This is a genomic window from Roseibium sp. SCP15 (assembly GCF_040329435.1).
Lineage (GTDB): Bacteria > Pseudomonadota > Alphaproteobacteria > Rhizobiales > Stappiaceae > Roseibium.
Genome location: NZ_JBDZYI010000001.1, coordinates 622,465 through 649,265, shown reverse-complemented (window position 1 = coordinate 649,265; position 26,801 = coordinate 622,465). Strand labels below are relative to the sequence as shown.

Annotated in this window: 20 protein-coding genes; 8 read left to right on the top strand and 12 right to left on the bottom strand. The window is 56.1% G+C overall.

What is annotated here, in order from left to right; genetic code table 11:
- Positions 1-3: 3 nt before the first annotated feature.
- The 4 genes from ABLO27_RS02935 to ABLO27_RS02920 all read right to left on the bottom strand — a co-directional run bounded on the left by ABLO27_RS02935 (position 4) and on the right by ABLO27_RS02920 (position 6,714).
- Positions 4-3,114 (bottom strand): efflux RND transporter permease subunit, encoded by a 3,111-nt coding sequence (locus tag ABLO27_RS02935; protein WP_353030327.1) that lies wholly within the window; start codon positions 3,112-3,114, stop codon positions 4-6.
- 30 nt (positions 3,115-3,144) lie between these two features.
- Entirely contained in the window at positions 3,145-4,239 is a 1,095-nt protein-coding gene (locus tag ABLO27_RS02930) for an efflux RND transporter periplasmic adaptor subunit (protein ID WP_353030326.1), read from the bottom strand.
- A gap of 19 nt (positions 4,240-4,258) precedes the next feature.
- On the bottom strand, positions 4,259-4,813 hold the full coding sequence (locus tag ABLO27_RS02925; RefSeq protein ID WP_353030325.1) for a TetR/AcrR family transcriptional regulator: 555 nt from the start codon (positions 4,811-4,813) through the stop codon (positions 4,259-4,261).
- A 176-nt stretch (positions 4,814-4,989) separates the two neighbouring features.
- On the bottom strand, positions 4,990-6,714 hold the full coding sequence (locus ABLO27_RS02920) for an EAL domain-containing protein (protein ID WP_353030324.1): 1,725 nt from the start codon (positions 6,712-6,714) through the stop codon (positions 4,990-4,992).
- A 75-nt stretch (positions 6,715-6,789) separates the two neighbouring features.
- Here ABLO27_RS02920 and ABLO27_RS02915 point away from each other — a divergent pair, with 75 nt between their 5' ends.
- The gene (locus tag ABLO27_RS02915) at positions 6,790-7,689 is read left to right on the top strand and encodes a sugar kinase (protein WP_353030323.1); all 900 of its coding nucleotides are present in this window, start codon (positions 6,790-6,792) and stop codon (positions 7,687-7,689) included.
- Positions 7,690-7,776: 87 nt separating this feature from the next.
- Entirely contained in the window at positions 7,777-8,952 is a 1,176-nt protein-coding gene (locus tag ABLO27_RS02910) for a hypothetical protein (RefSeq protein WP_353030321.1), read from the top strand.
- Positions 8,953-9,003: 51 nt separating this feature from the next.
- Here the strand turns inward: ABLO27_RS02910 and ABLO27_RS02905 are convergent, their stop codons facing one another.
- Together ABLO27_RS02905 and aspS are read right to left on the bottom strand one after the other, a co-directional pair.
- Positions 9,004-10,791 (bottom strand): ABC transporter ATP-binding protein, encoded by a 1,788-nt coding sequence (locus tag ABLO27_RS02905; protein ID WP_353030320.1) that lies wholly within the window; start codon positions 10,789-10,791, stop codon positions 9,004-9,006.
- 120 nt (positions 10,792-10,911) lie between these two features.
- Entirely contained in the window at positions 10,912-12,693 is a 1,782-nt protein-coding gene (aspS, locus tag ABLO27_RS02900) for an aspartate--tRNA ligase (protein ID WP_353030319.1), read from the bottom strand.
- A gap of 421 nt (positions 12,694-13,114) precedes the next feature.
- On the opposite strand from aspS, the gene ABLO27_RS02895 reads away from it, so the two are divergent.
- Both ABLO27_RS02895 and ABLO27_RS02890 read left to right on the top strand, forming a co-directional pair.
- Positions 13,115-13,270 carry a DUF5993 family protein gene (locus ABLO27_RS02895; RefSeq protein ID WP_353030317.1) on the top strand — a complete coding sequence of 52 codons (156 nt, stop codon included), beginning with the start codon at positions 13,115-13,117 and terminating at the stop codon, positions 13,268-13,270.
- 11 nt (positions 13,271-13,281) lie between these two features.
- Positions 13,282-13,869 carry a disulfide bond formation protein B gene (locus tag ABLO27_RS02890; RefSeq protein WP_353030316.1) on the top strand — a complete coding sequence of 196 codons (588 nt, stop codon included), beginning with the start codon at positions 13,282-13,284 and terminating at the stop codon, positions 13,867-13,869.
- A gap of 85 nt (positions 13,870-13,954) precedes the next feature.
- Here the strand turns inward: ABLO27_RS02890 and ABLO27_RS02885 are convergent, their stop codons facing one another.
- Positions 13,955-14,581 (bottom strand): ParA family protein, encoded by a 627-nt coding sequence (locus ABLO27_RS02885; protein WP_353030315.1) that lies wholly within the window; start codon positions 14,579-14,581, stop codon positions 13,955-13,957.
- A 145-nt stretch (positions 14,582-14,726) separates the two neighbouring features.
- Here ABLO27_RS02885 and rnd point away from each other — a divergent pair, with 145 nt between their 5' ends.
- Entirely contained in the window at positions 14,727-15,911 is a 1,185-nt protein-coding gene (gene rnd / locus ABLO27_RS02880) for a ribonuclease D (protein ID WP_353030313.1), read from the top strand.
- A 26-nt stretch (positions 15,912-15,937) separates the two neighbouring features.
- On the opposite strand, the gene ABLO27_RS02875 is transcribed toward rnd, so the two are convergent.
- The 4 genes from ABLO27_RS02875 to ABLO27_RS02860 all read right to left on the bottom strand — a co-directional run bounded on the left by ABLO27_RS02875 (position 15,938) and on the right by ABLO27_RS02860 (position 21,569).
- Complete coding sequence (locus ABLO27_RS02875) at positions 15,938-17,458, bottom strand: Ppx/GppA phosphatase family protein (RefSeq protein WP_353030312.1); 1,521 nt, start codon at positions 17,456-17,458, stop codon at positions 15,938-15,940.
- Between the two features lies 1 nt (position 17,459).
- Positions 17,460-19,682: an RNA degradosome polyphosphate kinase gene (locus ABLO27_RS02870; protein ID WP_353030311.1), complete on the bottom strand. Its 2,223-nt coding sequence runs from the start codon at positions 19,680-19,682 to the stop codon at positions 17,460-17,462.
- A gap of 112 nt (positions 19,683-19,794) precedes the next feature.
- Positions 19,795-20,472 (bottom strand): AAA family ATPase, encoded by a 678-nt coding sequence (locus ABLO27_RS02865; protein WP_353030310.1) that lies wholly within the window; start codon positions 20,470-20,472, stop codon positions 19,795-19,797.
- 11 nt (positions 20,473-20,483) lie between these two features.
- Positions 20,484-21,569: an AI-2E family transporter gene (locus tag ABLO27_RS02860; RefSeq protein ID WP_353030309.1), complete on the bottom strand. Its 1,086-nt coding sequence runs from the start codon at positions 21,567-21,569 to the stop codon at positions 20,484-20,486.
- Between the two features lie 247 nt (positions 21,570-21,816).
- Here ABLO27_RS02860 and purM point away from each other — a divergent pair, with 247 nt between their 5' ends.
- Entirely contained in the window at positions 21,817-22,899 is a 1,083-nt protein-coding gene (purM, locus tag ABLO27_RS02855) for a phosphoribosylformylglycinamidine cyclo-ligase (RefSeq protein ID WP_353030308.1), read from the top strand.
- A complete protein-coding gene (gene purN, locus ABLO27_RS02850) occupies positions 22,896-23,543 on the top strand; it encodes a phosphoribosylglycinamide formyltransferase (RefSeq protein ID WP_353030307.1) in 648 nt (215 codons plus the stop codon). The genes purM and purN overlap by 4 nt, the downstream gene beginning before the upstream one ends.
- 16 nt (positions 23,544-23,559) lie before the next feature.
- On the opposite strand, the gene ABLO27_RS02845 is transcribed toward purN, so the two are convergent.
- Complete coding sequence (locus ABLO27_RS02845) at positions 23,560-24,459, bottom strand: AraC family transcriptional regulator (RefSeq protein ID WP_353030306.1); 900 nt, start codon at positions 24,457-24,459, stop codon at positions 23,560-23,562.
- 193 nt (positions 24,460-24,652) lie between these two features.
- Here ABLO27_RS02845 and ABLO27_RS02840 point away from each other — a divergent pair, with 193 nt between their 5' ends.
- Positions 24,653-26,797: a TonB-dependent siderophore receptor gene (locus ABLO27_RS02840; protein ID WP_353030305.1), complete on the top strand. Its 2,145-nt coding sequence runs from the start codon at positions 24,653-24,655 to the stop codon at positions 26,795-26,797.
- Positions 26,798-26,801: the final 4 nt, after the last annotated feature.

Below are 26,801 nucleotides of genomic sequence, written 5' to 3'. Positions count from 1 at the left end.
AGGCTATTGCGCGGGAACAGGTTCCGCTTCAACAGGTGCTGTCGTTCCGGTTTCTGCTTTGCTCTTTTTCGTGGGACGAATTCTGAAGAACAACGCGTAAAGTACGGGAGCTGCGATCAGAGTCAGAACCGTGGCAAATGCCAGACCACCCATGATCGTGACCGCCATGCCCCGGAAGAAGGCATCCGACAGAAGCGGAGCCATGCCGAGAATGGTGGTGATCGCAGCCAGCATCACGGGACGCATACGCGATACGCTGGCTTCGACAACAGCCGCATACTTCTCCTTACCTTCCCTGATCAGAAGATCGATTTCTTCCAGAAGGACGATCGCGTTCTTGATCAGCATGCCGGAAAGCGAGAGAAAACCGAGCAATGACATGAAGCCGAACGGAGTGTCTGTTGCCAGCAGTGCAATGGCGACACCGTTGATCGACATTGGCACCATCAGCCAGATGATCAGCGGTTGACGGATCGAGCCGAACAGCAGGATCGAGATGATCAGCATCACCAGGAAGCCGAGCGGTAGCTGAGCCCCTAGGGATTCCTGAGCATCGTTGGTGCTTTCATATTCGCCGCCCCACTCCAGCCTGTAACCGGGAGGAAGTTCCATGGCCTCGATCTGCGGTCTGACCCTTGCAAGCGCTGCCGTTGCCGTTTCACCAGCGGTCGTCTCGGCCTTCACAGTAAGCGTGCGGACACGGTCGCGACGATGGATCAGGGTATCCTGCGGCTCCATGATGAACTCGCGCACGACCTGATCGATCGGGACATACCGTCGTTGGCTGGCGCTCCAGATGAGAGAATCCGAAACACTCTCGTTGACCGAAATCCCGTCCGGTCCCGCCTTACGGGCAACGATCGGAATGCTCTCGTCAACGTCCCGGTAGTCTCCGACCCGAACGCCTTCGGTTGCAAACTGCAGCGCAAGTGACAGCTCCTCACGGGTAACACCTGAGATCCGGGCCCGGTTTTCATCGAAAATCGGCCGAACGACCAATTCGCGTTGACGCCAGTCCGTATTCACGTCCGCAAGCTTGTTTTCAGGCAGGGAGAAAATGGCCTGTGCTTCATCCCCCAGTCGCTTCAAGACATTCTCGTCCGGCCCTGAAAAGCGCGCTTCGATCTTGGCTCCGCCACCAGGTCCAAACACAAGACGCTTGGTAATGATCTGGGCAGACGGGAAGCGTTCGGAGAACTGCTCACGCAAGTCGAGCGCCAGCATGTCAATTTCGTCACGGCTCTTGGTGCGGATGATCATATGACCATAGGCCGGATTCGCATCTTCCGGAGCGTACGTCAGCATGAAGCGTGTTGCTCCACCGCCGGCGAAGCTCGTGACGGTCTCCACACGCTCGTCGTTGAGGACGATTTCTTCCATCTCCTTCAGGTCAGCTTCCGTCGCACGAATGTCCGTGCCTTGCGGCTGCCAATAATGAACATAGAAGATCGGTGTATTGCTGTCCGGGAAGAAGGCCTGCTTCACATTGCCAAAGGCCATGACACAGGCAACGGTGATACCAACCAGTGCCGCGACCGTCAGCAGCCGAACATGCAGCGTGCCAACCAGGAACTTGCGGTAGATCGTGTAGAGAATCCCCTTGTAGGGATCGTGATCATCCAGATTGCCGGTTGCCGTACGGAAGAAGTACTTGCCGAAAAGCGGTGTGACAGTGATGGCGAAGACCCATGACAACAGCAGGGAAATTCCGATCACCGCGAAAAGCGAGAACAGGAATTCTCCGGTCGCATCCGGCGACAGGCCGATGCCGGAAAAGGCCATGATCCCGATCACGGTTGCTCCGAGCAACGGCCACATGGTCTGCCTGACCACCTTGCTGGCCGCGTCGATGGCCTTCATGCCACGCTGCATGTTGATCATCATACCTTCTGCGACCACGATGGCGTTGTCCACCAGCATGCCCATGGCGATGATCAGCGCGCCCAGCGAAATGCGTTCCATTTCAATGGCAAAGATGCGCATGAACAGGACGGTCGCCATGACAGTCAGCAACAGGACCGTTCCGACCACAATGGCCGCACGCCAGCCCATGAAGAGAGCCAGGACACCGATCACGATCACAACCGAAGCTGCCAGGTTCAAAATGAAGCCGTTCACCGATTCATCAACAACGACGTTCTGCTCGTAGATCGGATGGATCTCCATTCCGACCGGAAGCTGAGCTTCGATCTCCGACAATTTTTCAACCACGCGGGCGCCGACATCAACGATGTTGGTGCCATCGACCTGGGAAACGCCAATGGTCACAGCGTTATGGCCGCCATGGCTGATCAACCGGTTCGGCCTTTCCGGTTCACCGAGTTCGAGCGTCGCAATATCCGACAGCCGGATCATTGCGGTCGATCCGGGTCGGCCGATCACCAGGTCCTGGATACCGCTATAGTCTTCAAACGCGGACGCCGTCATCAGGCGAATGCGCTTCTGCCCGGAAACACCGGAGCCGTTGGTCTGGATACGGTTCTCCGCATCAAGAACACCGGTGATGTCCGTCATCGAAATACCGAGGCCTGCCATCTTGTCCTGATCGACATTCAGATAGATGACATCTTCCGGCTCACCGGCCACTTCGACCTTGCCAACGCCCGTTACCGTCAACAGTTCGCGGCGGATACGCTTGACCGTGTCGCGGATGTCCCGGTTGGAGTATCCGTCGGCGGTGAACGCATAGAAAAGCCCATAAACGTCGCCAAAGTCGTCATAGACAAGAGGCGTTCCGACCCCTGCTGGCAAGTTTCGAACCTCATCATTCACCTTGCGGCGGAGCTCGTCCCACACCTGAGGCAGTTCGCTGCCGTCATAGGTGGGCTTGATTTCAACGCCAATGCGCGAAAGGCCGGGCTCCGACACCGACTTGATCAGATCCAGCTGAGGCATCTGCTGGATGGCAGTCTCCAGTTTTTCGGTGACTTCGTTTTCAACTTCGGCCGCTGTTGCGCCCGGGTAAGAGGTGATGACCTGTGCTTCCTTGATGGTGAAAGCAGGGTCTTCCAGTCGGCCGACAGTCGTCAGGCCCCAGAGCCCTCCCAGAAGCGCCATGACGACGATCATCCAGGTATTGACCGGTTTCTGAATGGAATAGCGTGCAATATCCACGGGTACTGATCCTTTGCTCTGCTTCCGGGATCAGCGCAGCGGGCGCACGATCTGACCGTCGCTCAAGTAGGCGACGCCAGCCGACACGATTTCCTCGCCGGGCTGCAGGCCCTCGCGAACGGGGATGAAGTCCCCCATAATCGTGCCGATCTCCACCGGGTTCTTGGAAACCGCTCCGGTTTCTTCGGCAAACTTCCAGACAAAGGCATTGCCGTCTCCGTCAACCGCGACGGCGCTCGAAGGCACCAGGAACTGTTCACCGAGTTCCAGGCCGTCAGGCTGCAATTTGACGAAGACGGATGCGGTCATGCCGGGATTGAGCTGCTCGGCGCCTTCCCTGGGCATGGCAAGTGTCACGCGGTAGGTCTGCGCAACATCATCCACCTGACTGGAATGCTCGCGGTAAACGAGCGGAAACAGCTTGTCTCCATAGGCAGAGAATGTTGCTTCAACGGATTCGACATCCGACTCCGTGATCCGGCCGAACAGCGCTTCCGCGACGTTGATGTCGACCTGAACCTCGGACACGTCGTGAACCCGTACCACCGGTGTCCCCACGCTGACCGTGGTGAAGTTGTCGACCAAGCGAACCGAAACGATGCCGTCGAATGGAGCGCGCAAGGTCGTATAGGCGAGATTCTGGCGGGCTTCCTTCGATCTTTCAACCGCAAGATCATAGACGTTCTTCTGTTCGTCGTAAGCCGATTGGGAGATCACCGAGCGGTCGCGCAATGTTTCCAAGCGGTCCAGTTCCCGCTTGGCCTGTTCCACGCTGATGGTCGCTTCGCGAACGGCACGATCATAATCGGTCGTATCAAGTTTCGCGATCACGTCGCCTTTCTTGACCGGCTGGCTTTCGCGCACAGGCAGTTCGATCAGTTTTCCGGCGACCTGAAAGGAAAGATCGACCGTTTGAACGGCAGCGACCCTGCCCGCGAAATGTCTTTCGACAAATCCGATCTGATCAGTGACCGTGAAAATCTTTGCAGGTCTGGGAGCCGCATGCAGCTTTGCTTCTGCTTCGGCGACCGGGTCCACCGCATTGTCCTGACATGCCGCCAGAAGTCCGGCTGCAAACAGGAAACCCGCCCAGCGGCCTATCGGTGCTTTGCGTCGTGCCAACATTTGGTTTTTCGTCCTAGTTTTATAATTCTTCCACGCTGCGACGGAGTTCTCTGAACGCCGCTGCGAGATCTTCTTCCGTAAATACCGAGGCGCAATGAGCGTCTGAAAAGTGCATTCCTTCCAGGCTCGACCAGATGACCCACGCTTTGCCGCGTTGGTCCGTTTCCGCCTCAACCGCCTTTTTCAACGACGTCGTGACCTCCTTGAAAGGTTCACTCAGGTCAGGTTTGTCTGCCTTGGTTGCCAGCATGGCACGCGCCACGTCCTGCCGCTCCCGCAGCCATTGTTCAGTGACGTCAATCATGGCACTTAGGGTCGGACATTTCGAAGCCAAGTGCTCGGCCCGCGCCGTCTCGACCTCGCCATGAAACTGCTTGGCCAGATACTCCACCATGCCCGTGATGAGCGCGTCTTTTGTGGGAAAGTTGTAAAGCACGCCGCCCTTTGAAAACCCGCTCTCTTCCGCGACCGCATCAATGGTCAACGCCGGAGCGCCCGAGCGCCTTATGACCTCGAGTGCCGACTTCAGAATCTCGGATTTGGAATCCTGCGTGTTTCTTGAGGAACGACCCATGCCTTTTTATACCGTCCAGTCAGTACAGTTGGCAGGTTAAATATACCGTCCAGCCGGTACAGACAAGAGGCGATGCGCATCACAGCCATGCGCTGAATGCAAGACCAAGTCATCCTCAGCTTGGTTAGGCAGACGTTCTCACTGCAAAATCAGAGAGTTATTCTTGGCAGGCAAAATCAGGCCGCTGCGTCGGCCATTGCTGCTTCTGAAGCGGCCTGTTCGGCGGCAGCGGCTTCTGCTGCCAGGCGTGCACGTTCCCGCGCCTCTTCTTCCGTGCGTTCGGCAAATTCAATGAACTCATCTGCTGGCATCGGTTTTGCGAAATAATAGCCCTGTGCAGCCGTCACACCCAGTTCAAGCAAACGCTCGATCTGTTCTTCCTGCTCGACGCCCTCGGCAATGATGCCCATGCCCAGGTTGTCTGCCAGTTCCACCATGGAATCGACAATGGTGGTGGAACTGTCGTCGGAACTGATTGAGTCGATAAACATCTTGTCGATCTTGATGATATCGACACCGAGCTTTTGCAGATATGCCATACCACCGTGACCGGTACCCACGTCGTCGAGCGCCACACGAACGCCAAGCGCCTGAAGCTCGGCGATAATCTTGCGGGCAAGTTCCATATCTTCCAGCGGATGACGTTCTGTCACCTCCACGACGATCTGCTGGAACGAGATATCGGACTTCTCGAAAATCGACTTGATGTCGGCGATGACTTCGCGATCAAGGAAGTGACCGGCGAAAAGGTTGATCGACAGTTTCAGATCCGGGTTTTCGCCGTACAGCTCGCCAACCTCTTCCGAGGAGACCTTCATCATATGGCGGGTCATGTCGAAGATGTGGCCGTTGTTTTCAGCATAGGCCATGAACTGACCCGGCGACACGATCATGCCGTTCGGACGACGCCAGCGCATCAACACCTCACAACCGCGCAGGCGCTGGCTCTCGATATCCATGACCGGTTGATAGAACGGAATGAATTCGCCATTGCGGATCGCAGCAACGAATTCGTCGTTGGCTTCGCTCTCCGGCCGCCAGGACATCCAGACGCCGATGGCGACAAACAGGACCGCAATGCCTGCACAGGCGGCCGTGGCAACAACTTTCAAATCCTGCACTGCGTGCTTTGCGGCAGAATTGGGTGCCGTCACCTTCGCAACCAGAGGATAGAGTTCGGAACTGACTTCCGCGGTCAGCATCTCCTGCGGATCGGACCCTTCGGAATTGTACCCGCCAACATTGTACCAAAGCAGGTTGTTGCCCAGGCGAAGTTCGGTTCTGCGATATGAGCGCAGATATTCCGGGCCGGGATCCAGTGCGATGACCGCCGGGGTCACTTCTGCGAACAACCTTGTCTGATCCTTCAGGTCCCAGCTTATGACAGCCGCACGCGCGCCGAGAAAGTCGCGATCAAGCATGCCGATACCCACCAGAGGACCATCCTCTCGCACGGGTGGCAGAATGACCTTCCCCGCCAGTTCCCGGTCGGGAATGATGCACATGCGCTGTCCGGAAGCGTCGGCCAATCCGATCGCGTCGACCATGCCATGTTCTACGATCTGCTTTTCAAAAATTACGCGATCTTCGGCACTGCAGGTTTGGACGTTGTCACGATCAAGACGCTGCAAAAGCGAAACGGTCGTGCTGATAGCTTCTTCGGCACGCCGGATAGACACCTGCCCCATCGCTTCCATTTCGATGATGGCGCGGCGCTCGGCGTACTGATTCAAGATGATATTGATTGCGAACAAAGGAGTGACCGCCAGCACAAGGGCGATCAGCACCGTCTTCACAAAACCAATATACCGGAAGGACAAAACGCAGACCTGTTCGTGAATAACCTCTTCCTGAACATGGCGGATCTGGGTAAACAAGGACTGAATATTCAAGCGTTTCATCCAGATCAAAGCACCGATCGGCGCACGCGTGTTTATCTGCGGAAAGAACGCGAGAACCGGATGATGGAGGTTTACATGCAGGCATTGTTTATCGGTCAGGCTTATATCGACGTCACTTTTCTGGCTGACCGCCTGCCAACCGGTGATGAGAAAGCAATTGCCAATGATTATGCCATCAGCTTTGGTGGCAATGCGGTGACGGCCGCCTTTTGCTGCGCCAAGCTCGGTGGCAAACCGGATCTGTTGTGTTCACAGGCCGATGACTGGCTGGCTCGGATGTTCCTGGACATGGCCTCTGCCTATGGCATTTCCATTCACGGCAGAAAGGTTCACGAGTCGTCGCTTTCCTTCATCATGCCGAAAGGCGGCAAGCGTGCGATTGTCCGCTGCCGCGACAATGACTTCCTGCATCCTTTCCCGCCGCTCACACTCACCGGAATGAGGGCATTGCACCTTGACGGCCACATGCCCGATGCCGCGCTCTATTACGCGCAAACCTGTAAGAATCTCGGAGTATTGACCTCTCTGGACGGTGGCGCAGTGCGCGAAAACACCGACGAATTGCTGGAACATATCGACATCGCGGTCGTCTCCGAACGGTTCTGTGAGCAGCTTGGCAAATCAACCGGTGACACTCTTGAGTATCTGCGTTCAAAGAACTGCCCGGTCGGCGCAGTCACCCTGGGTGATCAGGGCATGGTCTGGTACGAAGCAGGTGGCCCCGACAAGATCCTGCCGGCACTCGATGTCCCGCTTGAAAAGGTGGTGGATTCCAATGGAGCTGGCGACGTGTTCCATGGGGCTTACATCGCGTCTTACTTGCGCTGGCCCGAAAACAGCTGGGATCAGCATTTCAGGTTCGCTCGCGGCGCATCAACGCACGCCATCCAGCATCTGGGCAATGAAGCCAGTCTCCCGACCCTGGAAGACGTCGAACAGGCGAACGCAACCTTCTCTGAAAAAGCGATGGCATAAAGCCTTTACCAACTCTCTGGCTTTCGCCTTGCCTCTCACCTGAACATGGAGCAGAGTGGGCGCGACTTTCCATGATGGAGATTTTCAATGATGTTTTCCCGCGTCTCGGGTTTCGCGGCAGGCCTTACGGCAGCCGTGAGCCTGATTGCCTTACAAACCAGCCCGGCACTTGCATTTGACCCGACCGGAAACGAGATAGCAGATGCGTTTCTGACGCTGCTCGATTCAGAAGAAGGAACGGTCCAAAGTTATGGTTCGGTCGATGCATCGGGAAATACGGTGACGATCAGCGATCTGCTTATCACCAACGAAGACGACAAGGACGCCAAGGTTACGATCGTCTCAACTGTCCTGACTGGCGGCGAACTTCAGTCCAACGGCCGTCTCAAGCTCGAGAACCTGACCTTGGAAAATCTCGAACTTGCCGCCGATGACGGTGGTATGTCGCTGGACAACATCAGCGTCTCGGCACTGGTTCTGCCGTCTGCTGAAGAGGCAAAGACCAATGATTCACCCGTTGGCCCTGGATACGAGTCCTTCGAGGCGACATCCATTCAGATCCGCGACGAGGATGGCAAAGTTGCTGATATCCAGAAGATCTCCTCTTCCATCGATTCCATGGATGGCGATCTTCCAACTTCCGGCCAATTCGCGATTACCGGTGCAACCATTGACGTGAAGCAGATCGAAGCCGACGAAGCCAAATCGCTTACCGATCTGGGCTACGAAACGCTGTCAGTCGACGTTTCAGGCTCCGGCAAATGGGACCCTGACGCCGCGACGATCAATGTTCCCGCGCTGAATATCAACGCCAAGGATGCAGCGAGCCTGACGATTTCCTTTTCGCTCGGCGGTGTAACACGCGATGTGGTTACCCAACTGAACGAGACCTCGGACAACCCTGAAGAAGCAATGGCGCTTTTGCAGAACATCACCATCGCAAACGCCAAGATCCGACTGGACGATGAATCCCTTACGGGACGCATCCTTGACCAGGAAGCGCAGAAAGCAGGCGTGGAAGTACCGGTTTACGTTTCCGGACTGACAGGCGGCCTGCCGATGATGCTTGGTGTGCTGCAGAACAAGGAGCTGGAAGCGAAGGTGACTGAAGCGGTCACCGAATTCCTGACAACTCCGGGTTCATTGGAAATTGCTGCAAGCCCGGCAGCGCCGGTTCCCGTCGCACAGATTATGGGAACCGCAATGTTTGCTCCCCAGATGATCCCGCAGATCCTTTCAGTCGGCATTACTGCAAATCAGTAACGGCTCGCCGCAAAATCGAAAAAGCCCGGAGATGTCTCCGGGCTTTTTCATTTACTCCGCGGCCTGATTGCGGTTTTGAAACTGCAATTCGCACAGCCGTCGATAAATGCCGTCATGTTCAAACAATTCATCATGCGTGCCGCTTTCGATAACGCGGCCCTGGTCCATGACATGAATCTGGTTGGCGTGTCGTACGGTGCTCAGCCTGTGTGCGATCACCAAAGTGGTGCGGCCGTCCATCAGCGTTTCCAACGCAGACTGGATCTTGGACTCAGATTCCGCATCCAGCGCTGATGTCGCTTCGTCCAGTAGCAAAATGGGTGCGTCGCGCAGCATTGCGCGAGCGATCGAGATTCTCTGGCGTTGCCCGCCCGAGAGATTGTTGCCCCCTTCTCCGGCCTTGGTTTTGTAGCCTTCCGGCAGACGCAGGATGAAGTCGTGTGCGTTCGCAGCCTTTGCGGCCGCTTCAATTTCTTCCTGGGTAGCATCCGGTTTGCCAACGGCGATGTTGTCCCGGATGCTGATGTTGAACAGGAAGGCATCCTGACTGACGTAGGCAATGTTCTCGCGCAAGGACGCAATCGTGCACGAGGGCACTGCATGACCATCGATAAGGATTTCACCGCTTTCTGGATCGTAGAAGCGCTCGATCAGTGAAAAGACCGTCGACTTGCCTGCTCCCGAGGCACCGACAAGTGCCGTCATCTTCCCCGGTTGCGCCGTGAAACTCGTACCACTGAGGGCAGCACTTTCACCGTAACCGAACACAACGTCGCGGAACTCGATCTTGCCGTCCTTTACCTTCAGATCAATTGCATCAGCCGCATCCTGCATGGCGGGTTCTCGGTCGACCAGCTCGTACATGAGGCGAAGTCCGACAATCTGTTTGCCCAGATTGACGTTCAATCGAGCCAGACGGCGCGCCGGGTCGTAAGCCAGCAAAAGTGCGGTTATAAAGGAGAACAGTGCACCCGGGTCCTGTCCGAGCTCGATCACCGAATAACCGCCATAGAAGATGACCAGCGCAATGGCGAAACCGCCAAGCGTGTCCATCAGCGGAGACGTACGAGCGGTCAGCGATGCAATCTTGTTTGACTGTTTTTGAACTTCCAGAACGCCGACTTCCATACGCTTGCGCATGGCGGGTTCCATGCCAAACGCTTTGACAATCCGCGTTCCAAGCACGGTTTCCTGCATGGTCGCTCCGATCTTCGCAGTGGAGACAACCTGGCGTTTTGCATATTGCTTGACGCGGCGCACCAGGAACGCAACACCGATAACCGCCGGCGGCATGATAACGAGAGCAAAGACGCTCAGGAGCGGGTTCTGGTAGACCATCACAAAGACCAGACCGATCAGCGTCAGAACATCTCTTCCCAATGTCACGATGATAAGGTCAAGCGTGGTGCGAGCAGCTCCAACACCCTGCCCCACCCGAACATTGATTTCGGCGAGAGACATCTTGTCGTAGTAAGTCTGGTCTTGACGGATCAGATGATCGAACATCCGCCTTTGAAGGTCAGCAACAATTGAGTTGCCCACTCGGGCGAGTACGACCATCTGCCCGAAGGTTGAAGCGCCCTTCAGACTGAAGATCACCAGCACCGCGGCTGCGATCACGTAAACCATTGTCGAGTCTTTGTTGACAAAGACTTCGTTGACGACGTCGCGCATGATCCAGGCGCTGGCTGCCGTGGTCGCGGCGATCATTCCCATGAACACAAAGGCCAGCAGATACTTCGGGAAGTATGTCCTGAAATTCTCGCTGAACAGACGCTTGATCAGCTGAACCGTACTGTCCGGATCAGTCATGGCCTTCGATTTGAACGGATTTCGCACGAAGCGTCACCTTTCTGACGGTTTCACAACCCGACACGAATGAGGCCAGCGAAGCCGGCCTCATGCCCCTTTCCGGAGAGGGGTACTCCTATTTGATAGCTTCCCGCAAGTGAAGCTTTCTCATGCCTCTGGCAGGTTCAGCCGCAAATGCAGATCGCGCAGCTGAGCTGACGTCGGCTCGTTCGGGGCTCCCATCATCAGGTCTTCCGCTTTCTGGTTCATCGGGAAGAGCATGACTTCGCGGATGTTTGCCTCGTCTGCAAGCAGCATCACCATGCGGTCAATACCGGCCGCGCAGCCACCGTGCGGCGGAGCGCCATACTGGAAAGCGTTGACCATGCCGCCGAAGCGTTTGTCGACCTCTTCTGCCGGATATCCGGCAATTTCGAAGGCCTTGTACATGATTTCCGGCTTATGGTTACGGATCGCACCCGACACCAGCTCATGACCGTTACAGGCCAGGTCGTACTGCCAGCCCTTGACTTCAAGCGGATCACCTTCCAGCGCTTCCATCCCGCCCTGGGGCATTGAAAACGGATTGTGTTCAAAATCGATCTCGCCGGTTTCCTCGTCCCGCTCGTAGATCGGGAAGTCCACGATCCAGGCAAATTCGAAACGGTCCTTGTCTGCGTGACCGAGTTCTTCGCCGATGATGACGCGCGCTTTTGCCGCGACCGGCTCAAACTGCTTCGGCTTACCGCCGAGGAAGAAGGCAGCATCACCGACTTCCAGACCCAGCTGGACGCGGATTGCCTCGGTACGCTCGGGACCAATGTTCTTCGCAAGCGGCCCCGCCGCTTCCATGGAACCATCTTCGCCCTTGCGCCAGAAGATGTAGCCCATACCCGGCAGGCCTTCGCCTTGCGCGAATTTGTTCATGCGGTCACAGAACTTGCGGCTGCCACCCTTGGGGGCCGGAATAGCGCGGATCTGAGTGCCCGGCTGTTCCAGAAGATTTGCAAAGATTGCAAAACCCGATCCTGCAAAGTGCTCCGAGACAATCTGCATCTTTATCGGGTTTCTGAGGTCGGGCTTGTCGGTGCCGTACCACAGCGCGGCGTCCTTGTAGGAGATCTGCGGCCAGTTGCGGTTGACCGGGCGTCCGTTGCCGAACTTCTCGAAGCAGCCGGCAATCACCGGTTCGATCGTGTCGAAAACGTCCTGCTGAGTGACGAAGGACATCTCCATATCAAGCTGGTAGAAGTCCGTCGGAGAACGGTCGGCACGCGGGTCTTCGTCGCGGAAGCACGGTGCGATCTGGAAGTATTTGTCGAAGCCGGACACCATCAGCAGCTGCTTGAACTGCTGAGGCGCTTGCGGCAACGCGTAGAACCTGCCTGGATGCAAACGAGAAGGCACCAGGAAGTCACGCGCGCCTTCCGGAGAAGATGCCGTGATGATCGGCGTCTGGAATTCGTTGAAACCAATTTCCCACATGCGGTCACGCAGATCACGCACAACGTTGGAGCGCAGGATCATGTTGTTGTGCAGCTTCTCACGGCGGAGGTCCAGGAAGCGGTACTTCAGACGAACTTCTTCCGGATACTCCAGCTCACCGAAGACCGGCAGCGGCAGTTCCTGGGCAGAGCCGAGAACTTCCATCTCACGGATGAAAACTTCGATTTCGCCGGTCGGCAGTTCCGTATTGATGGTTTCGTCAGTCCGCTTTTTCACGTTGCCGTCGATGCGAATGCACCACTCGGAGCGTACGGTTTCGGCAAGACCGAATGCATCGGAATCCGGGTCGACTACGCATTGCGTCACGCCATAATGGTCGCGCAGATCGATGAACAGCACCCCGCCATGATCTCGGACTCGGTGGACCCAGCCGGAAAGACGGATGGTCTGGCCTTCGTCGGACAGACGGAGATCACCGCATGTATGGCTACGGTAGGGATGCATTCTCGTTCCTCGACAGTTCTGGAATTCCATAGAAAATCATTACGGCCCACCGAAGGCAGGCCGTGTGGGCCTGCACAAGCCACGTTGCGGAACGAAAGTCAAGGGAAAGGCTTGCGTGATGCTTGCTGATCCCCGCGAGATGTTCGACCACGGGTCTCAATAGTCACGTGTTTTCACAGAGGCAAATGCACACTCCACGCCAGCGCACGCCCTCAGATGCGTTCCCGAAGCACGAATTTTGGGCTGCTGGTACTCCCCGCCAAGATCATGGAAGCATATGAACAAGCCGGCGTGCTTCTGCTGTGTTTTTTACTGCCCCCGAACCGGACAAGCGAAGAGAAATCCCGGTTTGGTTGAAAATTGCCCAACCACGACCTCTGCTATAAGGTTTTGATCGTCAATCCAACCTGGGGGACTGAACGTGATTTCTCTATTATTTGCATTGATGACGATTGCGATCCTGCTGGCCTGGCGGGATCATTGGCGTCTTTCCTTTGTCGTGTTCGCAGTGACTATGGCGATGAGCGTTTACTGGCTCGACTTTCATGCAACTACACCCCTGACTATCAGATTGTAGGAGCACCAGTCATGATTATTCTTGCTCCACATCCCTCGCGTACTCTCAATGCAATCGGCCTTCTGGTTGTCTGCTTCATTCTGATTGCCGCCTATGCATTCCAGTTTGCACTTGACGAATTGCCCTGCCCGCTTTGCCTGCTACAGCGTGTTGCTCTGGTCGGTGTCGGTTATGGCCTGTGCCTCAACCTGATCTATGGTGCCAAGCCACACCACTACGGCATCATGCTGCTGTCCGCAGTTTACGGCGGTAGCGTATCGGTAAGACAGATTCTCCTGCATATCGTGCCCGGAACAGGCAGTTACGGATCACCGGTCCTGGGGCTGCACTATTACACGTGGGCCGGCCTCTGCTTCCTGCTGGTCATTCTAGGCACGGCAATCATGCTTCTTTTCGAAGGACAGTATCGCAAGCCTCTCGTGGACAAGCCAGAGCACGGTCGCTTCGGAGGTCAGTCGCTGGCGAAATTTGCATTCTTTGTCATGGTTTTTCTTGCTGCAGCGAACACCGTGACAACATTTCTGGAGTGCGGCCCGGGCATCTGCGCCGACCCGCCAACCGATTACAAGGTGATCGAAGAACTGAAGTCGGACGGATAAGAACCTCAGAAAGCCGGTCAGTTGACCGGCTTTTTTTCTGACGCGAGCTTTGGTCAAGGGACCAGGAATTTTCCGTTTTCTGGCTTCAGCAATCGACCGCCTGAAGCAAGGGGTGCCATTGTCCCCGAATCTCGTAAGCGCCTGCATCCGAAAAATCGAAAACACCGGAACCGGCGGCGGCGTGGCGCGCATAAAGCACTCTGTCCGAAATCCGGCAAAGCAGCGGATAACCCTTCTTGGACAATGTCTGTTCCAGATCCGCAACCTGGGTCGAACGTCGGTTGATCCTATTGGCGACGACGTGAATATCGGCCTTCCCCTTTCGGACCTTCTTGATTTCGGAAATCCCGTCCAGGAATTTCAGCGTTGCGTTCCAGTCAAAGGCGGAAGCAAGTACCGGCACTATTATGTCCGAAGCTTCGGCGATCAGGTTCTTGGCAAGTTCGGACCGCAACCCACCCGGCCCATCGATGATGATGGCGTCCAGGCCCTTGTTCTTGTCGCCAATGGCCCCGTCCTTGGTCCAATTGAGACCTTCGACTTTCACCAGTTTTTTGGGCCTCCGTCTCACCCAGGACAGGCTGGACTTTTGTTTGTCTGCATCCGCTAGTCCGACGTCTTCTCCACGGGCTGCAAGAGCAACTGCAAGGTTCGTGGCGATCGTGGTTTTGCCGCATCCACCCTTGGAATTCACCACCAATATCTTGCGCATGCACTCTCTCCGGCCCGGACTTATCAGCGATTTGTCAGGGCCTTAGAATAGGCGCACTTTTTGCGCCTATTCAAGTGACCTGAAACTGAAAATTACCATTTCGTGGCGACAAAGCGGCAGAACTCGGGTATAGCTTTCCGTCACCATGCATGTGATTACAAAAACAAAAGACCTCGCCGCTGCCTGTCAGCGCCTAGCCGCTCATGACTATGTAACCGTGGACACGGAATTTCTCCGTGAAACCACGTTTTGGCCCAAGCTCTGTGTAATCCAGATGGCCGGGCCCGACATGGCGTTCATTGTTGATGCCCTGTCCGAAGGTCTTGACCTTCAACCCTTTTTCGACCTGATGCGCGACGATGGTGTGACAAAAGTCTTTCACGCGGCGCGCCAGGACATAGAAATCATCTACCATCTCGGTGAACTGATTCCCGCCCCCCTGTTCGACACGCAAGTTGCGGCCATGGTGTGCGGGTTTGGCGATTCCATTTCATACGATCAGCTGATCTACAAGGTGACCGGAGCGCGGATCGACAAGTCCTCTCGCTTCACCGACTGGGCAAGACGGCCCCTGACGAACAAGCAGCTCGATTACGCCCTCGCGGACGTTACTCATTTGCGGGATGCCTATCAGTTCCTGAAAGCCAATCTGGCAGAGCAGAATCGCAGCCACTGGGTTCAGGACGAAATGGAAGTACTGACCTCGGTCACCACCTATCGCACTGACCCGGACCAGGCCTGGAAAAGACTGAAGCTGCGTGTCCGCAAACCCGTCGAACTGGCTGTCATGATGGAAGTGGCAGCATGGCGTGAGAAGGAAGCGCAGACAAGAAACGTACCGCGCAGCCGTGTGATCAAGGATGATGCCATCTACGAACTGGCCGCCCAGCAACCGCAGGATGCCGAAGCGCTTGGACGTCTCAGGACGATCCCGCGTGGTTTTGAGCGTTCCAGGTCCGCGGACGATATTCTGAGATCCGTCAAGCGCGCCCTTAACGTGCCCAAGGACAAGCTGCCGAAATTACCGAAAGGGCGTCAGGCGCCAGATGGATCAGCCGCAGCGGTAGACTTGTTGAAGGTTCTTCTCAAACTGGTCAGCGAAGCCAATGGCGTTGCTGCGAAGGTGATCGCGACCGTCGATGACCTGGAAAAGATTGCCGCTGATGACGCGGCGGACGTCGCAGCCCTCAAAGGCTGGCGCCGCGAGTTGTTCGGAGAAACCGCGCTGAAACTCAAGCGGGGAGAAGTCGCCCTCGCCTTCCAGAACCGCCAGATCGTCGCACTTCAGCAATCACAGCAGGCAAGCGCAAATCCCCAGGCTGCTGAATAGCAGCCTGGCGGTCAACACTTCTTTCTCTAGCCGACTTTCATCTGCACATCGGTTTCGATGACCTTGGCAAGCTGGGCAACCCGCTTGCGCAAGCGTTCACCATCAAGGTCTGCGATATCCCTATCCAGAATGATCACAAGGCCCGCGTCTGTTTTTTCGATGCCGACCTTCGGCAAAAGACCCGCCATTGATGCGCTCAACAGAGACGCGACCCGCAGGATTGCTCCCAAAACCTTGGCGCGAATCCGCAAGCGATTGGTGAAGAGTTGCCGGATGACAGGCGACAACGCCCCTTCCCGCAGTCCCTGGTGACGGTAGAAAACGGCAGCCGCCAGATAGGCGCGGCTGGCATGGTCCAGACCGACAAAAGAAGCATTTGAAATGATGTTCAAACTTTGCTCACCCCGGTAATCCGGATGCGCTCTCCAACCGATATCGGCAAGGAGGCAGGCAGCATGGCGCAAACGGGTCTCATTTGCCGTTTCCTCGATCTCCAGCTCCTTGAAGACTCGGTCTGTCCAGTCGATAAGTTCCAATGCATGATCGGGTGACCGTGACCGCAAGGTACACAGCTCTCTGGCTGCCTCGATGACCGGATCCTCGGCCTGCATTTCCGGCGACAGCTTTTCGTGCAGCAATCCTTCGCGCACGCCTGTTGCGGAAAACACCAGCCGCTCGGCCTTCATCGAAAGCAGGACCTGCTCAAGAACGACCGCTCCAATCGGCACAAGCGGTCGCCGCTGCTTGGAGACAACCTCCGACATTTCAATGCCTTCGAGGTTCGGAACCGCAATTTTCCGGCAGAACTCAATCGCTTCTTCCGCACTGATTTCGTAATTGTGCATCACATGCAGCGGATAATTGTTCTGCATGAGATGGAGACGGCCCAGCGAACGCCAGGTTCCCCCCACCGCATAGAACGTGCGCTCGCCGGGAGCCAGGTTCGGCCAGTCATACCCCTTCAGAGCGCTTTCGGTGATCTTTCGCGCGTTCGCGATCTTGCCTTCCGCTTCTTCCGAGAGGCGAAGACCACCCAGAGGAAAGGTAAAGCCCTTCCCGGGTTTGTTGTCTGCAATTTCGACCAGCTCCAGGCTGCCGCCGCCCATGTCCCCGACAATCCCGCGGGGCTGCCAGAAACCTGCGATCACACCAAGAGCGGAATAGTAGGCTTCTTCGGAGCCATCCAGGATCCGGACAGGCGTTTCCAGAAATTCTTCGACCTGACGGACGAACTCCGGCCCGTTTTCAGCATCACGCGCGGCCGCTGTGGCGACAATAAAAAGGTCTTTGCAGCCCGTGTGTTCTATCAACGCCTTGAAGCGTGTCAGCTCGCCCAGAGCCATGTTGACAGACTCTTCGGCAAGACGGCCCGTAGTGGCAACGCCTCTTCCAAGACCCGCCAGCAGCTTTTCATTGAAAAGCATCGTCGGCGTCCTGGCTTTGCGTTCGTAAACAACCAAACGCACCGAGTTTGAGCCGATGTCGATAACCGCTACCGGTCCGGCACCGTTGAGCCGACCACGAGCCGGCTTGAACTGCCCTGTCATGTTATCCTCGTTTTTGCCGCTTAAGGAACGGCTTCGGACGATCGCTATTCAGTGACTTGCCCCGGCCTGAAAGAGACGGGTTTGTCATGAAGTACTGATGGGCGTTGAACGGTTCTTCGTTCACGCCGGGCTCAATCCGTTCGTGGCTGCCATCTGAAAGAATGCGCCAGCTTTGCTGATTGTCCTTCAGGTTTGCCACCATGATCTGATCCAGAACCTGCTCATGCACGGTTGGTGTCATCAACGGCGTCAGCACTTCCACGCGCCGGTCGATATTTCGTGGCATCAGATCAGCCGATCCTATGTAGACATGAGCCTCTGGCGATGGCAGCCCGTAACCGTTTCCGAAACAGAAGATCCGCGAATGTTCGAGGAAACGTCCGACGATCGATTTCACCCGGATGTTTTCGGAAAGTCCCGCAATTCCGGGCCGCAGACAGCAGATGCCGCGAATGACCAAGTCTACCTGAACCCCAGCCTGGCTTGCCCGGTAAAGTGAATCGATGACTTCCGGATCGACCAGGGAATTCATCTTCATCCAGATCTGCGCTGGACGACCCGCCTTCGCGTGCTCGATTTCCGCTTCGGTCATCTCCAGCATCCGACTGCGCAGATTAACCGGAGAAACCATCAGGTGATTGAGCTCGGCCGGCTCTGCATAGCCGGTGATGAAGTTGAAGACTCGAGCCGCGTCTTCCGCAATGCCCGGATCATCGGTGAAGAACGACAGATCCTCGTAAATGCGCGCAGTAATCGGGTGATAGTTGCCTGTACCGATGTGACAATACGTTTTCAGCTGTCCATGTTCGCGACGAATGACCATGGAGAGCTTGGAGTGGGTCTTGAGCTCAATAAAGCCGAAGACGACCTGTACGCCGGCCCTCTCAAGATCTCGTGCCCACTTGATGTTGGCCGCTTCATCGAACCGCGCCTTCAACTCAACAAGTGCGGTCACCGACTTGCCGGCCTCGGCAGCCTCCGCAAGCGCTTTTACGATTGGAGAGTTGTTTGACGTACGGTAAAGGGTCTGCTTGATCGCAACCACGTCGGGGTCCCGCGCAGCCTGACGCAGATACTGGACCACCACATCAAAGGACTCGTACGGGTGATGAACGACAATGTCCTTCTGATGAATGGCCGCAAGGCAGTCACCGCCATGTTCGCGAATACGCTCCGGAAAGCGTGCGGTGTAAGGCTTGAATTTCAGGTCGGGCCGCTCAAGGTCCACGATCTGTGACAGATTGTTGAGGGCGAGCAAACCGTTTGCCAGGAAGATTTCGCGCTTGCCGACATCCAGCGCTTCGGCGACGAACTCACGCAACGCAGGCGGCGTCGTTTCCTGAATTTCCAGGCGGATCACGGAACCACGGCGGCGGCGTTTCAAAGCACTCTCGAAGAGGCGGACAAGGTCTTCTGCTTCTTCCTCAATTTCCAGATCGCTGTCCCGAATGACCCGGAAGGCGCCCTTGCCTCGAATTTCGTAGCCCGGGAACAGTCGACCGATGAACATGCTGACGACTTTTTCAATCGCTATGAAACGAGCTGCACCATCCTCAAGATCGGGCAATTTCACAAACCGTTCGACCTGATTGGGAATTCTGAGTAACGCGATCATGCCGCGCCCGCCGGAGACAGGCGCCAGCTCGAAGACGATCGAGAAACCCAGGTTGGGAATGAACGGGAACGGGTGCGCCGGATCGATCGCCAGAGGTGTCAGAACAGGGAAGACATAGGCCAAGAAGTAGTCCTGCAACCACTCTTTGTCCGCGTCGCTGATTTTCTCCCGATCGAGAATCTCAATGCCCTTTTCCGCAATCTCCTTGCGGATTTCGCCCCAGATTTCCTGCTGCTGCGCCTGCAGGTCGCGCACTGCATCGCTGATCTTCTGCAGCTGTTCAGACGGTGTCAGACCGTCATCGGAAAGGTTGGTGACATCAGCCCTCTGCTGCCCTCGCAGACCGGCGACACGCACCATGAAGAATTCGTCGAGGTTGTTCGCCGATATCGACAGGAACCGGACCCGCTCCAGCAGAGGGTGGTTCTGGTTTCTGGCTTCTTCCAGAACCCGCAAATTGAACTGAAGCCACGAAAGTTCCCGGTTCATGAACCGTTTGGGAGAGTCGGCAAGATCGCTTGCCGGAACCGTGTCTGCTTGCAAGCGTTCAATCTCCGGACTTTCGACAGCAGAAGATGAGACCGCAGCAAGATCAGTGGTTTCGTTCATGGCACCTTCCCCTTCAACTACCGGTCGACAGCCTCAACCGCCAATCTGGCAATGTGCCTAGCATGGACTCGTAGCCGGACAAATGACACCCCTTTGGTCAAGTGGCCGGTGGTCAGCCTTTATGCACATTTTCAAGAACCCGGCCAGCAAGAGGTTTGGTGATCTTCACACGCCCGGCCAGGGCCTCCTGATCAATTGCCTCAACGGCCCGCATCGCAACTTCCAGGGACCGCTCCATCCGCACAACAAGATAGTCGACCACTGAAATGTCGATTGCGATCTGACGGTCGGCAAACAGTTTCACCAGAACACGGCGCAGCAGGTCGTCGTCAGGTTCAAGTATTTCCACTGGCGTTGCCGCCCGTAAACGCGACATGAGGTCCGGAAGCGTGATTTTCCAGCTTGCCGGCCAGGTTCGGCTCGTAATCAAAACCGTCTTGCCAGCTTGCCTGGAAGCATTCAGGAGATGAAACAAGGCAGTGTTGTCGACACCAAGATGCGCGTCCTCAACGATTGCCGAAGGAGCGGTGACAAGTTCGGCGACCACGGCCTCTGTCAAATCCGGTCCGGCAATAACGGCTGCGCCGGTTTCGTCACAAAAAGCCTGAACAAGGTGGCTCTTGCCCGATCCGACCGGTCCGGCAAGCACAACGACGGGCGCAGGCCAGTCAGGCCAACGCTCCAGCAGCTCGAAAGCAGCCCGGTTGGAGCCGCCAACCAGATAGTCGTCGCGGCTGAGAGCCGCTTCGTGCGGCAATACTAACGGCAGTTGGCGCGGAGTTTCCGCCATAATCCTGACACTTACTCTTCCATGGCCGAAGACGAACGGCCGGTACCCTTGTAAACTGGGCTTGCTAGGTACTGCTTAAGACCGAAACGTGCAAGCACGCCGATCATTGCCGCGGCCGGAACGGCTACCAACATCCCCACAAATCCAAAGAGATATCCAAAGGCAAAAAGAGCAAACATCAATGTCACGGGATGCAGGCCAGTGCTGTCTCCGACGAGCTTCGGCTGCAGTACATTTCCTTCCAGAAACTGACCGACTGCAAAAACTGCCCCGACCACCAGTATCCAGGGCCACTCAGGCCAGAATTGCACCAGCGCCACGCCGAAAGAAACAATGAAACCAAGACCGGCGCCGACAAACGGAATGAAACTGATGAGCCCTGCCCCCATTCCGATCAGTAGACCAAAATTCAGTCCGACCAGAGCCAACGAGACGGCATAAAAACAGCCCAGGATCACACAGACAGACACCTGGCCACGGACAAAGCCGGCAACCGCCGAGTCCATTTCCTTGGCAAGCCCGCGAATTTCTCCCAGGTGATCGCGAGGCAACCAGCTGTCGATGCGTTCCACCATATGATCCCAGTCGAGCAAAAGGTAAAAGGCCACAACAGGCGTGATGACAAACAGGGACAGGATCGAGAGCAGAGCCTGCCCCCCACTCCAGATGGACTGCGCCAGCTTACCGACAAATGCCGCTCCCTGGCCGATAAGGTTGGACATGGAAGCTTGCAGATCTTCAGGCGAGAGTCCGGCCATGGTCGCCAGATTTGCAGGAAAATACTCCGACAACAGGGACTGCAATCTGCGGACAAGATCCGGGAAGTTCTCAAGAAACAGCGCCAGCTGATTGCCCAGAACCGGCAAGAGCAGAATGAAGAAGAGAACGAGGATCAAGATGAAGGCCAACAGGATCGTCAGCGTCGCCCACATCCTTCCCATTCCCAAAGACTCAAGCCTGTCGCACACCGGATCCAGCAGGTAAGCAACGGCCATGCCTGCTACGAATGGCAGCAACACCCCGGAAAACACGTAAAGAAAGGCGCAAAATACGGCCAGGGAAATCAGCCAGAATTGGACCTGACGGCGTAAAGTCATGAAACTCCTCCCTGACGGGATTTTTCAAATTCGATCCCGAGCGGATACCATCCGCATAAACAGTCATTTGACCAGAACGAAACTCACAATGGACTTAGGTGTTCCTGCCACACCGGGTCAAGGGCCCGATTTCGCGGTGATGACGGTCCACCAGCTCTTGTGAAAATGTCCACAAGGCTGTATGCGCGGCAGGGATCCTTTGAACGCGCTGATGTTTCGCGCGAAAGAAACCTGTTTTGGAGCCGTCATGAGCCAATCCACGCCTCCCACCTCCAATGGTCTGACCTATGCCGATGCCGGTGTCGATATCGATGCCGGAAACGAACTGGTGAACCGTATCAAACCGCTGGTGAAAGCCACTTCCCGGCCTGGCGCGGACAGCGATATCGGCGGATTTGGCGGCTTGTTCGATCTCAAGGGAGCCGGCTTCAACGACCCGGTCCTTGTCGCTGCCAATGATGGCGTTGGCACCAAGCTGAAGATTGCCATTGAGACCGGGCAGCACCGCACTGTCGGCATCGACCTTGTCGCCATGTGTGTGAACGACCTTGTCGTCCAGGGCGCTGAACCTCTGTTTTTCCTCGACTATTTTGCCACCGGCGCACTTGATGTTGAAACGGCAACCGATGTCGTTGCGGGCATAGCGGACGGCTGCAAGCTTGCCGGTGCCGCCTTGATTGGCGGTGAAACGGCCGAGATGCCGGGCATGTATGCAGCAGGCGATTACGATCTGGCCGGCTTCTCCGTCGGGGCGGTTGAGCGTGGTGAAATTCTCCCGCGCAAAGACGTCGGCGCAGGCGATGTGCTGCTTGGGCTGGCATCCTCCGGAGTTCATTCCAACGGCTATTCAATGGTGCGCAAGATCATCGAACTTGCCGGAATGACGTGGACTGACACATCACCTTTCGACACATCGAAGACGCTGGGCGAAGCCTTGATGGAGCCTACAAGGATCTACGTCAAACCGCTGCTGTCTGCGCTTCGCGAGACATCTGGTGTCAAGGCGCTGGCGCATATTACCGGTGGAGGCTTGCCGGAAAACCTTCCGCGCGTTCTTCCTGAAAACACCTCTGCCCGAATTGACCTTTCGAGCATCAGCGCTCCGGATGTCTTCGGCTGGCTTGCCAAAACCGGCGGCGTGGCAGAAGCTGAGATGCTGCGAACCTTCAATTGCGGTGTTGGCATGGTTGTCGTCGTCGCCGAAGAAGAAGCGGAGGCCGTCACCAAAGTGCTGACGGAGGCAGGTGAAACGGTTTCGCGCATTGGCCGGATCGAAGCAGCAGGCGATGCTCCGGTTCTGTTTGACAACAGTCTGGACCTTTCCGCATGAGCCGCAAGCGTACAGCCATCCTGATTTCCGGACGCGGCACCAATATGGGAGCCCTGATTTCCGCAGCGATGGATCCGTCCTATCCTGCGGAAATCGCGTTGGTTCTGTCCAACCGGCCAGACGCCAAGGGTCTGGAAAGGGCCCAGGATTTCGGCATTCCGACTGCGGTCGTCGATCACCGGGACTTTTCAGGCGACCGGCAGGCTTTTGAGAAAGCTGTCGACGACGTCTTGAGGGAATTGAAAATCGAGCTGGTGGCCCTCGCCGGTTTCATGCGCATATTGACCCCATTCCTGGTCAACTCCTGGAAAGGCCGGATGATCAACATCCACCCTGCTCTTCTACCGGCATTCAAGGGCCTTGCGACCCACGAACGCGCGCTTGAAGAAGGTGTGAAGCTCCACGGTGCAACGGTCCACTATGTTTCGCCGGAAATGGATGATGGCCCGATCATCATTCAAGGAGCTGTTCCGGTTCTCGATGACGACACGCCCGATGCTCTGGCTGCCCGTGTTCTGGAAGTGGAACACAAGATCTATCCAAAGGCGCTTGAACTTGTTGCCTGTGGCAAAGCCAAGGTGAAAGGGTCTCGTGTCACTTGTGCTGGGGACGCCGAAGAACCGTCCGACCTCATCTGGCCCTAAGGCAGCACTACTCAACTTAGGTTTCGCGAATTGCGGCTCTCAATCGGCGAGGAACTTCACCGAAACGCTTTCGGAAGGCAGTGGCAAAAGCGGCTGGCGATGTGTATCCGGCAACGATCGATGCCTCCGAAACGCTGATGTGATCACGCAGCAGCGCTTCACGCGCCCGCTCCAGTCGGGCATTGCGAACAAATTCAAAGACGGTTTCTCCAAAGAAGTCCTTGAACTTGCGCTGCAATGAACGGACGCTTGTTCCGGTCTGGCGCGCTATGTCTTCGATGTGGAAGTCCTCATGGAGGTTGTCCATGATGAAATCCCTGATCCGCTCCATCCGAGCGGTTGATGTGCGCGAATGCAGAGGTCCCTGGTTTTCGCCGTCCCCTCCCAGTTTCTGACACACCGAAATCATCAGATCAAAACCGCGAGCAGTCCGGTAAAGGGGCAACATGTCCGCACCGAGCCACCGAGGCGGAGCGGATACCTGTTCGGCAAGCGTAACCACATCAGGCCCCGGCTCCCACACCAAGTGGTTCAGATGACCACTCATGAAATCGACGACGCTAGTTGAACGGGACCCTCCTGAAATTTCCATTTGGTCCATCCAACCGATCGGTGACGTGATCGAAACCTTGTTCAAGGGACTGCTTGTTCCCCTGAGCAATCGAATTTCGGTATTTCGCTTCAAGGCGAATGTCAGAGCCTTGGGCCGCCGCGCCGGGCCGTGACCTGCATCAACGTGGAAGAATTTCTCGTCCAGCCAAAAGCTCTGCTCACCTTCCAGAAAAATAAACGTCTGAAACTTCTCGCGGACGAACGACGTCAGAACCGTGTCGATTGACGTTTTCGGCCAGACAGCACTGTCAACACGAACGATCTGGCCGTTTCTGAGTTTTCGAGGAGGATTGACGTCTGTCATGAGCAAAACTTCTTAAGCGTGTCTGTGCCCTAACCGGTTTGGCGCTTTGGAAAAGACTTTTGGCATTTGCGCACAAGCTGCCGGATGGACTCATTTTCAATGCTCTTCTAATACCTGAATAATAAAGTCAAGTTTAAGCGATCACCGGATGCAAACAAGGCACCCGTGATAGCTCATCCCGAACAGGTACAAGATGCTTCGCCTCCCTTCCCCAATTGCTGCCTTGAATCTGGCGGCAACCGTCAGTTTTCTGGCCATTTCGGCTGCCACGGCTCAAAATGCCAACCCAATCGATCTGGACAAGATCGAAATTCGCGAGCCACAAGAAACGGCCGATGGTCCGGTGGAAGGGTATGTTGCCAATAGAAGCCGCGCGGGAACAAAGACCGATACGCCACTGATCAAGACACCTCAGGCTGTCAGTGTTGTTCCGAGCCAGCAGATTGAAGACCAGGATGCCAGATCGGTATCCCAGGCATTGCGCTACACCGCAGGCGTTGCCACCGAATATCGTGGCTCGTCCAATCTGCGCGACGAAATGTACATTCGCGGCTTCGGTTACGTTCCACGCTATGTCAACGGTCTTCAGTTCGGCTGGAGTTCCCTCGGGCAAATCAATCCTTACGTGCTGGAACGAATCGAGGTCCTGAAAGGCCCGGCGTCCATTCTCTACGGTCAGGCCAATCCTGGTGGTATCGTCAACCTTGTCACCAAGAAGCCGACCGGCGAAACCCGCAGGGAAATTGAGCTGACGACGGGAATTGACGCGCGGATCGGCGGCGCCTTTGATATTCAGGGCACTTTCGACAAGGAAGGCGTCTGGAGTTATCGCGTTGCTGGAATCGCAGAACGGTTCGATCTGGAGGAAGACGGGCTCAGTCAGGAAGGCATGACCCTCGCACCGAGTATTCGGTGGGCGCCGACCGACGATACGTCACTGACACTGACGTCCTTGATCAGCCATGAGCCCAAGGCCGGTTTCAGAAACTTCAGGGAAGCGAACGGTACGCTTTATGCCACGTCTCATGGCTTCATTCCGAACGACTTCAACATCAGCGATCCGGATTTCGAGGAGTTCAGACGAACGCAGGTTCAGATCGGTTACGAATTCGAACACAGGTTCAACGAGACTTTCCAGTTTCGCCAAAAGGCCGCCTACAACATCTTCGATACCTATCATCAAACTCTCACGTGGGGATCGCTTGACGATGCGACAGGAAACATCAGCCGCCGACCGAGCGGCGGGTCGACCGACCTGAACCAGTTTGTGATCGACAACCAGCTGCAAAGCGACTTTCAGACCGGTTCCCTCAATCACACACTTCTGACCGGTCTCGATTTCAAACACTCAAAACGCAATTACCAGTGGGGGTTTGGCGACACGACAGGCCTCGACATAAACTGGATGAACCCCAGCTACGGCAACTTGCCTGATATCTCCCTGGACATGTGGACGAGTGACGAGGTGACGACGGCCTGGCAACTGGGACTGTATATGCAGGATCAGATCGAACTTGATAACCTGACCGTCAGCCTGGGTGGCCGCTATGACTGGGCAGGCACGGAAGTCGACCAGTATTCCGGAGACGGCTCCTCTTACTACGATGGTGCATTTTCGGGTCGAGTCGGGGCGATTTACAACTTCGACAGCGGAATTTCTCCCTATGCGAGCTACTCCACTTCGTTTGAGCCGTCCCTTGAAACAGATCATAACAACAACGCGTTAGACCCGGTAACCGCACAGCAGTGGGAAGCTGGCGTCAAATACGCAACGGATGACGGCAGGTTCCAAATCTACGCTGCGGCCTTCCACATCATGCAGCAGAACAAATCCTCGACGGATCCAATTACCAGGGAAGTCTACCAGACCGGAGAAATTCGCAGTCAGGGCTTTGAAGTTGAAGGTCATGCACAGATCTCCGACAACTTCTCCCTCGTTGGGTCCTACACATACGTGAATGCTGAAATCACGAATGACGAAGACGCCAGCAAGATCGGACTGACGGTTGATCGTCTGCCGGAGCATTTGGCAAATCTCTGGGGTCGATACGAGTTTACCGAGGGAAGACTGAACGGTCTCGGGCTTGGCCTCGGGGTTCGATATATCGGTCCCAGCACGGACCGGACCAACGAGATCGAGGTGCCCTCGACAACCTTGCTCGACGCCATGGCGAGCTACGATTTCGGGGCGGTATCGAACACGCTTGAAGGCGTCAAGTTGCAGGTCAACGCGAGCAACCTTCTGGACAAGCGTTACACCGCCAGTTGCGCTTCCCAATACGCCTGCTGGTACGGCCCGGGCCGGACGGTGACCGCCAAGCTCAAATACACGTGGTAGCGCC

Excerpts from the sequence above, each read along its gene's own strand:
- ABLO27_RS02930 (WP_353030326.1), bottom strand. The coding sequence starts at position 4,239 with ATGTTGGCACGACGCAAAGCACCGATAGGCCGCTGGGCGGGTTTCCTG.
- ABLO27_RS02925 (WP_353030325.1), bottom strand. The coding sequence starts at position 4,813 with ATGGGTCGTTCCTCAAGAAACACGCAGGATTCCAAATCCGAGATTCTG.
- ABLO27_RS02920 (WP_353030324.1), bottom strand. The coding sequence starts at position 6,714 with ATGAAACGCTTGAATATTCAGTCCTTGTTTACCCAGATCCGCCATGTT.
- ABLO27_RS02915 (WP_353030323.1), top strand. The coding sequence starts at position 6,790 with ATGCAGGCATTGTTTATCGGTCAGGCTTATATCGACGTCACTTTTCTG.
- ABLO27_RS02910 (WP_353030321.1), top strand. The coding sequence starts at position 7,777 with ATGATGTTTTCCCGCGTCTCGGGTTTCGCGGCAGGCCTTACGGCAGCC.
- aspS (WP_353030319.1), bottom strand. The coding sequence starts at position 12,693 with ATGCATCCCTACCGTAGCCATACATGCGGTGATCTCCGTCTGTCCGAC.
- ABLO27_RS02890 (WP_353030316.1), top strand. The coding sequence starts at position 13,282 with ATGATTATTCTTGCTCCACATCCCTCGCGTACTCTCAATGCAATCGGC.
- ABLO27_RS02885 (WP_353030315.1), bottom strand. The coding sequence starts at position 14,581 with ATGCGCAAGATATTGGTGGTGAATTCCAAGGGTGGATGCGGCAAAACC.
- rnd (WP_353030313.1), top strand. The coding sequence starts at position 14,727 with ATGCATGTGATTACAAAAACAAAAGACCTCGCCGCTGCCTGTCAGCGC.
- ABLO27_RS02875 (WP_353030312.1), bottom strand. The coding sequence starts at position 17,458 with ATGACAGGGCAGTTCAAGCCGGCTCGTGGTCGGCTCAACGGTGCCGGA.
- ABLO27_RS02870 (WP_353030311.1), bottom strand. The coding sequence starts at position 19,682 with ATGAACGAAACCACTGATCTTGCTGCGGTCTCATCTTCTGCTGTCGAA.
- ABLO27_RS02865 (WP_353030310.1), bottom strand. The coding sequence starts at position 20,472 with ATGGCGGAAACTCCGCGCCAACTGCCGTTAGTATTGCCGCACGAAGCG.
- ABLO27_RS02860 (WP_353030309.1), bottom strand. The coding sequence starts at position 21,569 with ATGACTTTACGCCGTCAGGTCCAATTCTGGCTGATTTCCCTGGCCGTA.
- purM (WP_353030308.1), top strand. The coding sequence starts at position 21,817 with ATGAGCCAATCCACGCCTCCCACCTCCAATGGTCTGACCTATGCCGAT.
- purN (WP_353030307.1), top strand. The coding sequence starts at position 22,896 with ATGAGCCGCAAGCGTACAGCCATCCTGATTTCCGGACGCGGCACCAAT.
- ABLO27_RS02845 (WP_353030306.1), bottom strand. The coding sequence starts at position 24,459 with ATGACAGACGTCAATCCTCCTCGAAAACTCAGAAACGGCCAGATCGTT.
- ABLO27_RS02840 (WP_353030305.1), top strand. The coding sequence starts at position 24,653 with ATGCTTCGCCTCCCTTCCCCAATTGCTGCCTTGAATCTGGCGGCAACC.